Annotated in this window: 17 protein-coding genes; 14 read left to right on the forward strand and 3 right to left on the reverse strand. The window is 30.7% G+C overall.

Annotated features, from left to right (window positions below):
- The first annotated feature begins 141 nt into the window (after positions 1–141).
- The 5 genes from Q4Q34_RS10355 (at position 142) to Q4Q34_RS10375 (ending at position 4,720) form a co-directional block, all read left to right on the forward strand.
- Positions 142–285, forward strand: coding sequence for a DUF5679 domain-containing protein (locus Q4Q34_RS10355; protein ID WP_303282003.1), 144 nt, complete (start codon positions 142–144; stop codon positions 283–285).
- A gap of 272 nt (positions 286–557) precedes the next feature.
- The gene (locus Q4Q34_RS10360) at positions 558–1,565 is read left to right on the forward strand and encodes a LacI family DNA-binding transcriptional regulator (RefSeq protein WP_303318357.1); all 1,008 of its coding nucleotides are present in this window, start codon (positions 558–560) and stop codon (positions 1,563–1,565) included.
- A gap of 343 nt (positions 1,566–1,908) precedes the next feature.
- Positions 1,909–2,079: a hypothetical protein gene (locus Q4Q34_RS10365; protein ID WP_303318356.1), complete on the forward strand. Its 171-nt coding sequence runs from the start codon at positions 1,909–1,911 to the stop codon at positions 2,077–2,079.
- 117 nt (positions 2,080–2,196) lie between these two features.
- The gene (locus tag Q4Q34_RS10370; protein WP_303318355.1) at positions 2,197–4,032 is read left to right on the forward strand and encodes a tetratricopeptide repeat-containing sensor histidine kinase; all 1,836 of its coding nucleotides are present in this window, start codon (positions 2,197–2,199) and stop codon (positions 4,030–4,032) included.
- 13 nt (positions 4,033–4,045) lie between these two features.
- On the forward strand, positions 4,046–4,720 hold the full coding sequence (locus tag Q4Q34_RS10375; RefSeq protein WP_303318354.1) for a response regulator: 675 nt from the start codon (positions 4,046–4,048) through the stop codon (positions 4,718–4,720).
- Positions 4,721–5,438: 718 nt separating this feature from the next.
- On the opposite strand, the gene Q4Q34_RS10380 is transcribed toward Q4Q34_RS10375, so the two are convergent.
- A complete protein-coding gene (locus tag Q4Q34_RS10380; RefSeq protein ID WP_303318353.1) occupies positions 5,439–5,924 on the reverse strand; it encodes a DUF456 domain-containing protein in 486 nt (161 codons plus the stop codon).
- A gap of 119 nt (positions 5,925–6,043) precedes the next feature.
- Here Q4Q34_RS10380 and Q4Q34_RS10385 point away from each other — a divergent pair, with 119 nt between their 5' ends.
- Entirely contained in the window at positions 6,044–6,520 is a 477-nt protein-coding gene (locus tag Q4Q34_RS10385; protein WP_303318352.1) for a hypothetical protein, read from the forward strand.
- Between the two features lie 2 nt (positions 6,521–6,522).
- On the opposite strand, the gene Q4Q34_RS10390 is transcribed toward Q4Q34_RS10385, so the two are convergent.
- Positions 6,523–7,647, reverse strand: a complete 1,125-nt coding sequence (locus tag Q4Q34_RS10390) for a glycosyltransferase family 2 protein (RefSeq protein ID WP_303318351.1) — start codon at positions 7,645–7,647, stop codon at positions 6,523–6,525.
- Between the two features lie 6 nt (positions 7,648–7,653).
- The gene (locus Q4Q34_RS10395) at positions 7,654–8,619 is read right to left on the reverse strand and encodes a lysylphosphatidylglycerol synthase domain-containing protein (RefSeq protein WP_303318350.1); all 966 of its coding nucleotides are present in this window, start codon (positions 8,617–8,619) and stop codon (positions 7,654–7,656) included.
- A 92-nt stretch (positions 8,620–8,711) separates the two neighbouring features.
- On the opposite strand from Q4Q34_RS10395, the gene Q4Q34_RS10400 reads away from it, so the two are divergent.
- The 8 genes from Q4Q34_RS10400 (at position 8,712) to Q4Q34_RS10435 (ending at position 15,015) form a co-directional block, all read left to right on the forward strand.
- Positions 8,712–9,302, forward strand: a complete 591-nt coding sequence (locus Q4Q34_RS10400; protein WP_303318349.1) for an outer membrane beta-barrel protein — start codon at positions 8,712–8,714, stop codon at positions 9,300–9,302.
- Complete coding sequence (gene ruvC / locus Q4Q34_RS10405) at positions 9,295–9,846, forward strand: crossover junction endodeoxyribonuclease RuvC (protein WP_303318348.1); 552 nt, start codon at positions 9,295–9,297, stop codon at positions 9,844–9,846. Before Q4Q34_RS10400 ends, ruvC begins: the two co-directional genes overlap by 8 nt.
- A 137-nt stretch (positions 9,847–9,983) precedes the next feature.
- Complete coding sequence (hemW, locus tag Q4Q34_RS10410) at positions 9,984–11,186, forward strand: radical SAM family heme chaperone HemW (protein ID WP_303318347.1); 1,203 nt, start codon at positions 9,984–9,986, stop codon at positions 11,184–11,186.
- 84 nt (positions 11,187–11,270) lie between these two features.
- Positions 11,271–12,020 carry a cyclase family protein gene (locus Q4Q34_RS10415; protein ID WP_303318346.1) on the forward strand — a complete coding sequence of 250 codons (750 nt, stop codon included), beginning with the start codon at positions 11,271–11,273 and terminating at the stop codon, positions 12,018–12,020.
- 28 nt (positions 12,021–12,048) lie between these two features.
- Positions 12,049–12,657: a DUF4230 domain-containing protein gene (locus tag Q4Q34_RS10420; RefSeq protein WP_303318345.1), complete on the forward strand. Its 609-nt coding sequence runs from the start codon at positions 12,049–12,051 to the stop codon at positions 12,655–12,657.
- A gap of 165 nt (positions 12,658–12,822) precedes the next feature.
- Entirely contained in the window at positions 12,823–13,191 is a 369-nt protein-coding gene (locus tag Q4Q34_RS10425; protein ID WP_303318344.1) for an MmcQ/YjbR family DNA-binding protein, read from the forward strand.
- A gap of 178 nt (positions 13,192–13,369) precedes the next feature.
- A complete protein-coding gene (locus tag Q4Q34_RS10430) occupies positions 13,370–14,200 on the forward strand; it encodes a hypothetical protein (RefSeq protein WP_303318343.1) in 831 nt (276 codons plus the stop codon).
- 236 nt (positions 14,201–14,436) lie between these two features.
- Positions 14,437–15,015: a PhnA domain-containing protein gene (locus Q4Q34_RS10435; protein WP_303318342.1), complete on the forward strand. Its 579-nt coding sequence runs from the start codon at positions 14,437–14,439 to the stop codon at positions 15,013–15,015.
- Positions 15,016–15,036 lie beyond the last annotated feature (21 nt).

Genomic DNA, 15,036 nt, shown 5'->3' on the forward strand with positions numbered 1-15,036 from the left:
TGTAATCATACTACAGATAGCTTAAAATTATATTTTCAAACCTTACTTGAAAGTAGTCTTTGTATTACTTTTTATTTGCAAGCACCAAGAATAAAACTTACATTTATAAAGTTAACATTTAACCAAAATAAAACTGAAATTATGGAAGGATACTGTGTAAAGTGTAAAAGCAAAAAAGAAATCAAAGATGCCAATGAAGTGACTATGAAAAATGGAAGGAAAGCAATGAAAGGAAGTTGCCCAACTTGTGGAACAGGCATGTTTAGAATATTAGGCAAGTCTTAGTTGTAAAAACCTACAAAGGCTCTGTTTTTTAATCTATCTAAATTGAACAAAATTTTTAACTAATATTTGACTACTATTGGGCTAGTCAGGTATTAATATGTTTTTTTCTAAATATAATTCCTATCTTATATTTCTCTTCTAAGAAATGTAACAATACCATTTTTGTGTAATTCTACTATATAGGTACTTAAAATAACCAATCTTATTAATAAGGCTATTTGCAAGAAGTAATTTTGTAAATTGCGCTACTTATAATTTAGATGTAAAATAGTATGGTTACTTTAAAACAGTTAGCAAAAGAGTTAAATGTTTCTATTTCTACAGTTTCAAAAGCATTAAACAATAGCGAAGAAATTGGGGAAGATACTGTTAAGCGAGTTAAAGAACTTGCTGAGCTGTATAACTATACACCTAATAAAGTTGCTTTAAGTTTAAAGCAAAATAAAACGAAAACCATTGGAGTTATAATCCCTAATATACTTAACCACTTTCTGGCTAAAGTACTTTTTGGTATAGAAAGAGAAGCAAATAATTTGGGTTATAATATAATTACCTGTATCTCTAACGAATCTTTAGAAAAGGAAAAGGAAAGTCTATTATTACTTGCAAATGGAAGTGTAGACGGGTTTATATTATCAGTAGCAGAAGAAACTCAAATTAAGAATGAAGTAGATCATTTTAAAAAGACTATTAGTCAAGGCTTGCCTATTGTTATGTTTGATAGAGTGGCCCATGATGTGTTATGTGATAAAGTCATTGTAGATGATTTTGATGCGACTTATAATGCAACTAAGGGCTTATTACTTGAAAATCGCAAAAACATAGCCTTTGTTAGTAATGTTAGTGATTTAAGCATTGGTAAATTAAGAGAAAGAGGTTATTGCAAGGCGATATTGGAACATCATACTCAAGAACCCCTAATTTTGAAAATAAAAAAGAAAGATGATCACCAGAAAACAATAAAATCCTTTCTAAAAAAGAATAAGAATATAGATGGAGTAATAGCTGCAGATAGCTCTTCTGGTATTATAGCTATTAATACAGCAGTTAATTTAGGCTTTAAAGTACCAAAAGATATGTCGGTAATAGGTTTTGCTAGTAAAGCAGATTCAAATCATTCCTTACCAAGATTAACTACAATAAGACAACACGCGAAAGTAATTGGAGCAAATGCGGCTCAAATGCTAATTGATAGATTACAGAAAATGCACTTAAATGAAGATGTAAAGACAAAAATTGTTAAAACGAGTCTGGTAAAAACGAAGTCAACGCTTAAATAGTTTTTAACAGTTTATCAACAGTTTTATCTAAGAAAATAAACACTTAATCGTTAAAATCATACACTTTGTCGAATATATTTCGTCGGTATAGGGAGTTTGACCACTTTTACCGTGTCTAAGAGTGCGCCCCAAAAACATCCCTAAGTAATTCAAAGACCAATTAATTCATTTATTATTCCCTCTAAAAATATTTTGTAGAATCGTTACGCTTTTTATGTGTTCGATTTTAAGTTAATTATCCATTTTTCCCTCTTGTAAGACATTGTTTTTTAGTGTCTTATGTAGAATTTTGTTTTAAAAAAATAAAGAAAAATAAATAGTAATAACCTTAAAATCAAATATTATGAAAGCCCTAAAAATTACTTTATTCGTAACACTACTTATGTTAACTTTAGCATCTTGTACAAAACAAGACTTAAATGAAGATGATGTATTAAAAGCAGATGAAAATATTGAAGCAGCAACTAATACTGATATGCCTACTCCTTACACAGGTGGGAAAATAGATGACTAATTAATATATTTTAATATAAAGCTAGAATAGAGGTTCTTTATAATAATGTAAAGAACCTTTTTTATATAAATTAAAAAATTATAGATAAATTTGATAAAATAGTGAAATCTCCTTTTTTTGAAATTTATTTTATTTAATATACTATTGTTTTTCAGCTTTATTTTGTCATATGGGCAAAATAAAGATGTAGTAGTAATTGATTCTATTAAAAAAAGCTACATTAATAGAAAAAATCAAGATTCAATATCAATAGCTAAAGCAAACTATAATATTGCAGAAATATATAGAAAAACTACTCCCTTAACAGATAGTGCATATTATTATTACAATAATGCTGAAAAACTGTATAGAAAGTTGAATGATAAATTTAATACCGCTAAAGTTTTATACGGTATAGCAGTTATTCAAAAAAATGAAAAAGATTTTACTGGTAGTGAAGTAACATCTATTGAAGCTATTTCATTATTAGAGTCATTAGAAAAATCAAACAGTGTAAATCAATATATATCATATGTTTATAATAATTTAGGGATAGTTTTTGATGAGTTAGAACGATACGAAGAATCTGTTAAGTATTATAACAAATCCCTTGAATTAAAAAGAGAATTGAAGGGGGATTTTAAGAAAAGTATAGACAATACTTTGAATAATTTGGCTGAGAGTCACAAAAGGGCAGGTGAATATAATTTGGCAATTGGTTATTACAAAAAGCTGCTTGAAACCGAAAACCTTATAAAGAATCGTCCTGATATTTATGCTTTAGTTTTAGATAATTATGCTCACACATTATATTTATCAAAAAACCTAGAGCAAATTCCTAATTTGTATTTAAATGCTTTAAAAATTACTGATAGTATAGACTATAAAGGATATAACTCAATAATAATTAACCAACATTTAGCTGAGTATTATAATGGTATTAATAATAAGGACTCTGCTAAATTTTATGCTTATAGAGCTAAGAATATTTCTGAAAGATACCATAATGATGATTTGTTGAAATCACTTTTTTTACTTTCTGAAATAGAAGAGGGGGATATAGCAGCAAAACATCTAAAAGATTATGTAAAGTTAAGTGACAGTTTACAAAAAAATGAACGAGCTATAAGAAATAAATTTGCCAGAATTCGATTTGAAACCCAACAGATAGAACAAGAAAATGTTAGAATTGCCAAAGAACGGATGTGGCTTTTAATAATATCTGTAGTACTAATAATTTCCACTTTTTTATTATATATGGTAATTACCCAAAGAAATAAAAATAAGGAATTGAAATTTATTCAGAAACAGCAAGAAAAAAATGAAGAGATTTATAACCTAATGCTATCTCAAAATGAAAGCATAGAAGAAGCAAGAACTTTAGAGAAAAGGCGTATTTCTGAAGAGCTGCATGATGGGGTTTTAGGACGTTTATTCGGTACACGTTTAAGTTTGGATAGTTTAAATATGAGTAACAGTGAGGAGGCTATAAAAACTAGAGGCCAATATATAGATGAGCTTAAAATTATAGAGCAGGATATAAGGAAAGTATCACATGAGTTAAATACCGATTTTGTTTCAGGGTCAGGATTTATAGATATCATAAAAACATTCTTAGAAACACAAACAGCAGTCTATGAACTTAGCTATAATTTAGAGCATGATGATACGATTCATTGGGATGAAGTACCTAATAAAAATAAAATTCACATATATAGAATTATTCAAGAAGCGCTCCATAATATACACAAACATGCAAATGCAACGGAAGTAAATATTAGTTTTAAATTAAAAAATAATGTAATTTGCCTAATAATGAGTGATGATGGTTCTGGGTTTGATGTTAATAAAGCTAAGTCTGGTATAGGAAGAAAGAACATGAATTCCAGGATAAGTGATATAAATGGAAGTATAAATATAGTGTCTAAAAAAGATATAGGAACTACAGTAACCATATACGCCCCAATTACCTAAAACAAAATTTATTATGAGTGAAAAAATAAAAATATTAATGATAGATGACCACCCTATGATTATTGAAGGGTATCAAAACACATTACTTTTTACCAAAAAGGAAAGCCAGGAACTCGAAATTGATATTGCGAATAATTGTGACGAAGCTATTGCTTACATGGATAAATCAATTCAAAATGAAGTGCCTTATAATGTGTTATTCGTTGATATTAGCTTACCACCTTCATCAGATGGACTAATGAGTTCTGGAGAAGATTTAGCAGAATATGCACGTCGAATTTTACCTAAAGCTAAAATTATCATATTAACTATGTTTAATGAGTCTTTTAGAATTCATAATATTATTAAAACGATAGATCCAGAAGGATTTTTAATTAAAAGTGATTTAACATCTAGCGAATTGGCTAGTGCTTTTCAAGCGGTACTTAACAACCCGCCATTTTATAGTGGTACTGTAAATAGTCATATTAGAAAAGCGATTACAAGTGATATTGTTATAGACGATAAAAACAGAAAAATACTTCACCTATTATCTCAAGGGGTAAAAACTAAAAATTTAGCATCGCATTTAGATATTTCTTTAAGTGCAGTTGAAAAAAGAAAGAAACACCTTAGAGATGTCTTTGACGTTAATGATGGACAAGACGAAACGTTATTGAATGAAGCACGAAAAAAAGGCTTCGTTTAAGACTTGTGCTTACAAATTGTGAGTTTTTTTCTAAAAAAACAACTTTTTTTTGTTCTGAAAACCATTGATATAGCTCAAAAGTACCATTAACCCGTAAAGGTGTTACGGGTTTCCCGCAGTTCAATTTCAAGGCTTATAAGTATCTTTACACTATCAACACTTCAAAAAATTAATTAATCCCTCAATTTTTTTTGTTGATAATAGCAATTTACAGACCCTATGGAGGTGAGAGACCCATAGGGTTTCTTCTTTTTATAATTCCTACGACCTGTGCTGAACTTGCATGTGCTGAATTTGTTTCAGTATTTCAGTAAGGCAGGAATCTCATAATAAAACTAGGCACTATACTCATATTATGAGATACCTTACTCGTTATCATAAAGAGGGTATTCCAATTTCTAGATAGGTACCATTTGTTGTTTTAGATTCCCTTTGTCATGTCGACGATAGGAGACATCACATAAAAAAGGAACCCTATGTATACCTGTACTATGTGATATCTCTTTCGTACCTCACTCGACATGACCAAAGGGTCTTGTCGCTATTAGTAGTATTCCAGTTACTTGTTAAAACTTATTCGTTGTTCAGATCCCCTTTGTCATGTCAATGTCGACGACAGGAGACATCTCATAATTATAAAGAACTATGTAGCATGCTCATAACTATACTATGAGGGGGCAAAATAATTAAAAAAAACAGGTAATGGTTATGTAGTATTTCACTCGATATCCAGTAAAAACCCTATAAAAAATCCTAGGTAAACAATAGCCACAATAAACTTGATAAATGTAGAAGCTATAAAACCAATAAAAGACCCAAAAGCAGCTTTTGTTGCCGTCTTAGAATCGCTTTTGTTTAAAAGTTCGCCTATTAAAGCGCCAATAAAAGGACCTATAATAATACCGCCGGGAATAGGACTTAAAAGCCCTACAATAAGGCCTATAGTTGTACCAATCATACCATATTTGGTGCCCCCAAATCGTTTGGTACCTATTGCAGGAATAATGTAATCCAGCACCCAAATAAGAATAGCAATTATAAGTGTAATAATTATGAATGAGTTGCTCATTAATATAGAGTCAACAAAAGAGAGTATAAATAACCCAATCCAACTTGTAAGCGGACCAGGTAGTACAGGTAAAAAACTGCCTATTATACCCAAAATTATGAATAAAGCAGCAATAATAATTAAAATAATATCCATGAAAATATTTGTGATTTACAATTGTAAGACGCAGTATTCATGTGATTGTTACAAATTGCTACTTCATAAATATCAAACTTTTAGAATAAAATTGTACATTTCGGTCTCAGTTTTAATCCATGAAACAGATTTGTGTTTTTCTAGTAATTACATTACTTACTTCCTGTGAGTATTTCAATGTGAAAAAAACTTCTTCTGAAGCTATTTTAAATGAAGAGTTGCAAACATTTAATTGGAATGAAGTTGATAAATATCCAACATTTTCTTTGTGTGATTCCTTATTAGGCAAACAAGAAAAAAAACAATGCTTTACGAGTATTTTGACGGGCCATATATTTAAATACCTTCAAGATGAAATTATTGTAGTAACCCAAGATGTTAATGATACTATAGATTTGAAACTTCAAATATCAGATACAGGAGGAATAACGTTATTGGAAACTAAAATAGATAGTCTTACCATAGAAGAAATACCAAATATTGATACGCTATTAGCTAATAGCTTAAATACATTACCCAAAATTTTCCCAGGAATTAAACGTGGACAACAAGTTACTACAGAGTTTAGATTGCCAATAATTATTAGTGCTAGATAATGCTATTTTTTAAATGATCTACCTTTCCATTTATAGGTTTTAAAAAGCGATGCAAAAGCGACATAAAAACTAAAGAAAGGATAAACAATAAATCCAAAAATATAGCATCTTAAAACAGTTTTCTGATTAAAAAAATACGCTGATTTATATATTAATAAAAAGTCGACACTAAATTTTAGTATTAAAATATAACCCCAGATTTTAAAATTAAAAACATTAAGAATCGCAAGTAAAAAAGTAGAAATTAACAAAGCATTCATAAGCAAAACAATAAGCCCTGTGAATTTCCCAAACCAATTATTGTAAGCACTTGTTTTTCCAGCCCAACGAATGCGTTGTGATATTAAATCTTTCCAAGATGGTTGCGATTTTGTTTTTACGATGGCTTTGTCACATTTTAAATAATGAAGTTGTTCGGGATCTGTTTCAACTACTTTTTCAAGAAGAAAAATATCATCACCACTAGCAATATCCGTATTGCCTTCAAAACCATTTAATTCTAGAAATAATGGCTTTTCATATCCAAAATTAGCACCATTGCATAAAAAAGGCTTATTAATACCAAAACCGCCAATAGTAGCGCCTTGTAAACTTAAAATATCCAGTAATTGAAATTGATCTAAAAAACTACTGGAATTCATATAAGTAATTGGGGCTGCAATACATGTTGTGTTTGTTTTTTGAATAAATGCATCAAAGCTATCAAGCCAATATTTTGGCAATAAACAATCAGCATCAGTTGTAATAATCCATTTGTTTTTGGACTGTTTAACAGCCGTTGTTATAGCGTCTTTTTTAGGTGAATTAGTAGTTCTTTTATTCTTGATGACCTTTATATCATTTCTAGCGTTAGTGAGAAACCTCATAATTAAGTCAACGGAATTATCATCAGACGCATCATCAACAAAAATAATTTCAAATAAGTGGCTAGGGTATTCTAACGATTCTATAGATTTTAATAAATCCGGTAAATTTTCTGCTTCATTTCTAAAAGGGATAATAACAGAAAATGTGGTTTTCGAAGACATATCTTCTAATTCAAATAACTTGATTTTATCAAAGCCAAAAACAAAACACCCTATTAAAAACAGATAGCTTATTGTAATAATGACGCTTACTAAAATCATAATGAGTTAGTTTTCTTTAGGTAAATTAAAATTAATGACATAGTAGCTTCCAAAAAGACTTGGTAAAACAAAATTCAACAACCACATAAGGGTTATTGTACTTAAAATAGTGATGTCGTTGAAACCCATAAGTCCAAATAAATAAATAGCAACACTACCTTTGATAATAACATCAAATATAAAAATAGAAGGAATTATTGAAGCCAATAAATACATGGAGGTAATAACAATCATAGCATCAAAATATGATATTTCAGTTCCAAAAAGTTGTAATATAAAGTAAAATTGAAACGAAAAAACAAAGTAACGCAGCATGGATAAAAACAAAGCAAAAACCAGTGTCTTTTTAGGGAACTGTAAAATAAAATGTTTAATTTTTTTTAAAGAAAACCCTTTAATAGTAAATTTTGTTTTCTGTACTCCAAAAATGATTAGAGGAATAATAAGAATCCCTAATAAAAGAAACAGGGCAAACTTATTATAACTTATATTAATTTGATATTTAAATACAAAAAAATAAAGGCCAATAACCCCAAAAACAGTGGTGATAGACATTTGCAATACATTCCCCAATAAATTAATTAGAAGAATGCGTTTTCTGTAATTAGAAATATAATAGATTGCTTTAGCTCCATATTCGCCAATCCTATTAGGTGTAAATAATGAAGCCGTTAAAGACCCTAAGCTTTGTTCGAAGGCATTTTTAAAACTTATTTTTTTTATAGAAGAAACCAATATTTGCCATTTTTTAATTTCAAAAAACCAATTGAAAAACGTTAAAAAGAATAATAAAAGGGTATTTTTAAGTGAAAAAATGTCTTTTTTTGATAAAAAACCAATAAAAGTGCGAAAATCTAATTCTGGGTTATTTACTAGTTTTTGATATATAAAATAGAAAGCCCCAATAACAATGCTTAATTTAATAAGCCCAAAAAAGAATTGTTTAATTTTGTATGTTAGTTTAAAAATCATATACTGATTATGTATGCAAATTAAATCATTATTACGTTATGACCTGTAATTTTAAAATATATAAGAAAGCCTTTTGCATAATAGTTTTTGTAATGAGCAATTTTATGTCTTCTTCTCAAGGTAATACAAGTACCTTTAAGGCTCAATTTGGATTAGGTTTAAACAGTCCGTCAGAAAGTGGATTTGTTAGTGGTTTTGAAGGGAAGACATCTAACTTTCCAACTGTGAATTTAGGCATACAATATATGTTCAAGCCAGCTCTTGGGGCAAAGTTGGATTATAGCTTTAATAGGATCTCTAACAAAAAAGAGGCACAGGAATTCAAACTTAACTACTCTCGTATCAATTTACAAGCAGTTTATAATGCTAATAGAATATTTAATTTATCTCAAAATAAAGGTGTATTTATTCATGCTGGACCAGGATTCTCAACAGTAAAACCTTTGGGGAATTTTACCCAAAACAAAATGTCATTTGTTAATGCTATGGCGGGGGTGGAATTGCATTTTGGAATTTCAGATAAACTTTCTGTTTATACAGATGTATCGTATATATATGGGTTTGCAAAAGATTTTGAACCAATATCAGATGGGTTTGGAGCATTTAATGGTAGCCTGCTAACACTAACAGTAGGCGCTTCAATATCGCTGAGCGGTTGTTATTATTGTGAACAAAATGACTAAAGAAAGAATTATTTTAGGTATTGACCCCGGAACTACTATTATGGGATTTGGACTTATTAAGGTGGTTGGGAAAACTATGCAGTTTTTACAGCTTAATGAGCTTGATTTAAAAAAATACGATGATCATTACTTAAAATTAAAGCTCATTTTTGAACGTACCATTGAACTTATAGACACGCATAACCCCGACGAAATTGCTATTGAGGCTCCTTTTTTCGGGAAAAATGTACAAAGTATGCTAAAACTAGGTAGAGCTCAAGGTGTTGCTATGGCAGCAGGTTTAAGTAGAGAAATACCCATAACAGAATACCTTCCTAAAAAGATAAAAATGTCAATAACTGGTAACGGAAATGCTAGTAAAGAGCAAGTTGCAAGAATGTTACAGAGTATGTTGGGATTAAAAACGTTACCTAAAAATTTAGATGCAACAGATGGCCTGGCAGCAGCGGTTTGCCATTTTTATAACTCAGGAAAAGTAAGTGTTGGCAAAAGTTATACAGGTTGGGGTGCTTTTGTGAAACAAAACCCTAATAAAATAGGTTAGTAGTTTTTAGTGATAGCTAACTAACTCTTAGTTAAACTATAGATTTTTGAATTATTATGATATTTGATAAAAGCTTAATAACATTAATTGAATTTTGCAAAAACTACGAACTGCCACTGAATACTGAATACTAAAAGATGGGAGGCATCTACATTCACATACCATTCTGTAAACAAGCTTGTTTTTATTGCGATTTTCATTTTTCTACATCATTAAAAAAGAAAGAAGAACTCATTCAGGCTTTAGTAAAAGAGCTAGAAATCAGAAAAGAAGAGCTCGGTAATCAAACCATCGAAACCATTTATTTTGGAGGTGGTACACCGAGTTTGTTAGCAAACGATGAGTTACAGGTATTAATAGATTCGGTTTATAAAAACTATTCGGTAATCGATAATCCGGAAATCACATTAGAAGCAAACCCAGATGATTTAATTGATAACGATGTGTCACTTCGAACGCAGTCGATGGGCTCCATTGAAGAGCGTATTTTTGAAAATTATAGAGCTATTGGAATAAACCGACTCAGCATTGGTATCCAATCTTTTTTTGAAGATGATTTAAAAAGTATGAATCGCGCTCATAATTCTGAAGAAGCTAAGAAGTGTTTACAACTTGCAACGCAATATTTTGATAATATAACGATTGATCTTATTTACGGTATTCCCAGTATGAGTTTGGAAAAATGGAATGAGAATCTTGAAATAGCTTTTAGTTATGGCATTAACCATATCTCTAGTTATGCGCTGACCGTTGAGCCCAAAACAGCACTAGATAGTTTTATAAAAAAAGGCAAGTACCTTCCCATTGATGAAACATTGGCCTTAGAGCATTTTAATCATTTAATTGAAAAAACTAAAGCCGAAGGCTTTGTGCATTATGAAATTTCAAATTTTGGAAAACCTGATTATTTTTCAAAACACAATACCAGCTATTGGCAAGGGAAACCTTATATAGGTATAGGGCCTTCTGCGCATTCATTCAATAGTAGTCAACGTAGCTGGAATGTGTTAAATAATTCTAAGTATATACAATCCATTAAAAATAATGTGTTACCAAATACCGTTGAAACACTTTCTAAAAAAGATAAGTATAATGAGTATGTTATGACTGGCTTACGAACCATTTGGGGCGTATCTTTAAATAAAATAGAGAAGGAGTTTGGAGAAGCTTTTTTTCAACATTTAAAAGCATCATCAGAAAAATATATAAAAAATGGATTGCTTATTATTTCTAGTGATTTTGATGCGCATCAAAATCGTATAGATCTATTAAAAACAACACAAAAAGGAAAATTTTTGGTTGATGGAATTGCTTCAGAATTATTCATTTTAGAATCTTAATTAAATAACAAAATCCAGAATTAAAAACTTATATTTGAAGAGATAGTGTCTTAATTAAAAGATGCTGAGATAAATTCAGCATAAATGATTGCAACAATACAATATAACTCAAAAAAACTTCAAATAGATTTATCATTGCCCATTGATATTTCAATACCACTTAGGGCATCAGAAAGTAATGTAAATGCATGGTATATAGATGCACCTGTTATTGAGCCAGTTAAAGATGGTGAGCGAGTTGTTAGTGTAGAAGAAGGTGCGTGTGTTAATTTTAATAATATTTCTTTTAACCCACATGCTCATGGAACACATACCGAATGCGTGGGACATATTACTAAAAAAGTACACTCAGTAAATAAGAATTTAAAGCAATTTTTCTTTTTAGCTGAGGTCATAACCGTAGCTCCAGAAAAATTAAACGATGATTTTGTTATTTCTAAAAAACAATTACGGTTTGCCATTGGAAATAAAAAAAGAGATGCTATTATAATAAGAACGATTCCTAACACCAAAGAGAAGCTTACAGCCCAATATTCGCATACAAACCCACCTTATTTATTAGAAGATGCTGCTACTTATTTACGTGAAAAAGATGTTAAACATGTATTGGTAGATATGCCTAGTGTAGATAAAGAGAAAGACGAATGTGCACTATTGGCTCACAGTGCCTTTTGGAATACCAAAGGTAAAATAAGGCTGGATGCCACAATAACAGAATTTATTTTTGTACCAAACACTGTTGAAGATGGGATGTATTTTTTAAACCTTCAAATAGCTCCGTTTGAAAATGACGCATCCCCCAGTAAACCCGTTTTATATAAAATTATGAGCTAAACATAGAATTTATAGGCAAACAATATTTATGGAAGCATTTTTAGGAATTATAATAGGCGTTTTAATTACTTTAGGAATTGTGACTTACTTTAAGTCATTTAAGAAAAAACAATTAGTAAAATCTCAATCGGTATTACTCCTAAATAAAATAAAAACAGTTTGTAAATTTATAACAGTTGAAGGCGATTTTGCAGAGATATATCATTATGAAGATGTTAAAGAACGTTTTCTAAAATTGATTTCCAGTAAAAAGAAAGCTCTGGTAGTTGTAAATGCAAAAGCCTATGTTGGTTATGATTTGTCAAAAATTGAATTGGTAGCAGATAATAATAAAAAGGAAATTTTGTTACAACATTTTCCTCAGCCAGAAGTATTATCAATAGAAACCAATTTAAATTATTACGATAAATCGGATGGTTTATTTAATAAATTTGAAGCGACAGATTTAACCGATCTGCATAACGAAGCTAAATTGCACATTCAAGATAAAATTCCAGAAAGCGGCCTTATTCAAATAGCTCAAAAAGAAGCATTAGAAACCATTTTGCTTATGGAAACAATAGTTGAAACAATAGGTTGGAAATTAGACTATTCAGCATTAAAAATTGAAGAGAAGCCTGTTAAAAAACTTCAGTAAAGATCGAGGTCTTAATAGGTTGTAGCTTGTCATTCCTGAGAAAGCAGGAATCCCTAACAATCCATAGTTTCGATGAAGAAAATGCTTGTTGTGGTTTATCCTGGGCTTTTCGATTGTGATCAAGGCTAGTTTCAATGGAAGATAGAAATGATAAAAAAATAAAAAATGCATATAGATCAACTTCGCGAATACTGTTTAAGTAAAAAAGGCGCAACAGAAGAGTTTCCCTTTGATGAAGAAACACTTGTTTTTAAAGTACTAGGAAAAATGTTCGCGTTAACGTCATTAAAACGTTGGGAGTCTGGTGAAGCATCTATAAATTTAAAAGCAGACCCGGAATATTCCGAAGAACTTCGCGCCGAAAATAATAGTATTCGCCCGGGTTTTCATATGAGTAAAAAACATTGGAATACCTTGTACCTTCATGAAGGTGAGTTACAACCTAAATTAGTATGTCATCTCATAGACCATTCTTATGATATGGTAGTAAAAGGGATGACAAAAAAGATGAGAGATAGCTTGCTAAGCATGTGAAAAATAGCTAATTATTAGAAGTGTGTCTTTTTTTGTTGTATATTTAGATACTCTCGATCTCCATTTTATTTATTAATAACACACAAATTTATAGGTTGCCCTAAATTCATTTTAGCTCCATAATCTTAAAGTTGTATTGACTAATTCAAATATATTAACTTTAAATTTTTAACAGATTATGAAAACAACCAACCAAATTTTTGCAGCTGTTTTAACAGTATTATTATTGTTAACCCCAGTCATTCTTTTTGCTCAAGAAGAAGCTCCAAAACGTCCTGAATTTATAGCCGTAACAACCATGCATTGGAATATGGATATGGAAGATTTTGATATGGAAACATGGAAAGCCATTGAAAAAGAATTTTTAGACAAAGTAACCATGAAAAATGAATTCATCATGGGATCATCTACTTACTTGCATTTATTTACAGCAGATAACACGGAATTAGTTTATGTGCAAACATTTGCCTCATGGGAAGACATGGGGAAATTCGGTGACAGGAATGCTGAATTAATTAAAGAAGCATGGCCAGATGAAGCAGCTAGAAAAGCGTTTATGAAAAAGCGGATGGCATATTATGCAGATGAGCATTCTGACGAAATTTATGCAACAATGCCTGGTGTTAAGTTCATGGCTGAAAAACCAACCAAGGATATGGTTACTTACGTAAGGAAAAATCATTTTTCATTTCCAGAAGATGGTACGCAAAAAAAGTTTATGGCATTAAAAAAGGAAGGGTTTGATGCTATAATTAATAAAAATGAACATATAAAAGCATATTATCCACATGTTCATGCTTGGGGCTCAGACAGAACAGAGTACCTGGAAGCCTTCTTCTTAGATTCCATGGCAGATTTAGATAAAATGTATGATAGAAATGAAGAACTTATGAAGGAAGCATGGCCAGATGAAGAAACTAGAAAAACCAAAGGAAAAGCTTGGAGGAACTATTTTACTGGTGTACATGGAGACTATTTATACACATGGGTACACGGTCTTTCTAAATAGTTTTTATAAGTAATATTAAAAAAGGTATCTAAAAAGTTAAAATGGCTCGTCATTACGAGGAGAAAATTGACGTGGTAATCTTTGGATTGAACCTGAGATTGAACAGATTACTACGACTTTTACAAAGTCTCAAAATGACGGCATAAGACTTTTTAGATCCCTTTTTTGTTTATGGACACTCCTAATTTGTAGAACCTTTTATTAAAACGTATTATTGCAAAAACTAAAAGGAAAGCATGAGTGTGTTACAAACATTACAGGAAAGAAGCAACAATGCATGCGAGTTATGTACTTCTGCGGAAGACTTGAAGCAATATACGATCCCACCATCGTTAAATGAAAATGTAGCTAACGATGTCCTGGTTTGTAAAACCTGTTTAGATCAAATTGAAGGCCAGACAGATATAGATGTCAACCATTGGAGGTGTTTAAACGATAGTATGTGGAGTGAGCATGTCGCTGTGCAAATAATAGCATGGAGAATGCTTCAAAGATTGCGTCATGAAGGATGGCCACAAGATTTGTTAGATATGATGTACTTAGATGATGAGGCTCTAGCTTTGGCAAGAGCAACTGGAGAGCATGAAGATGCAGCAAACAAGATTATTCATAGAGATGTAAATGGTGTTATTTTAGAATCTGGAGATTCCGTGGTGTTAGTAAAAGATTTAAAAGTTAAAGGGTCTAGTATGGTCGCAAAACAAGGTACCCCCGTTAGAAATATTCGTTTAGATCGTGAGAATGCAGAATTTATTGAAGGTAAAGTGGGCGCGCAACAAATAGTGATTATTACCAAATACGTAAAGAAACTTTAATAGCGGATTGTAGTTTGTATC

Origin of the sequence: Flavivirga abyssicola (assembly GCF_030540775.2) — a bacterium.
GTDB classification, from domain to species: Bacteria; Bacteroidota; Bacteroidia; order Flavobacteriales; family Flavobacteriaceae; genus Flavivirga; species Flavivirga abyssicola.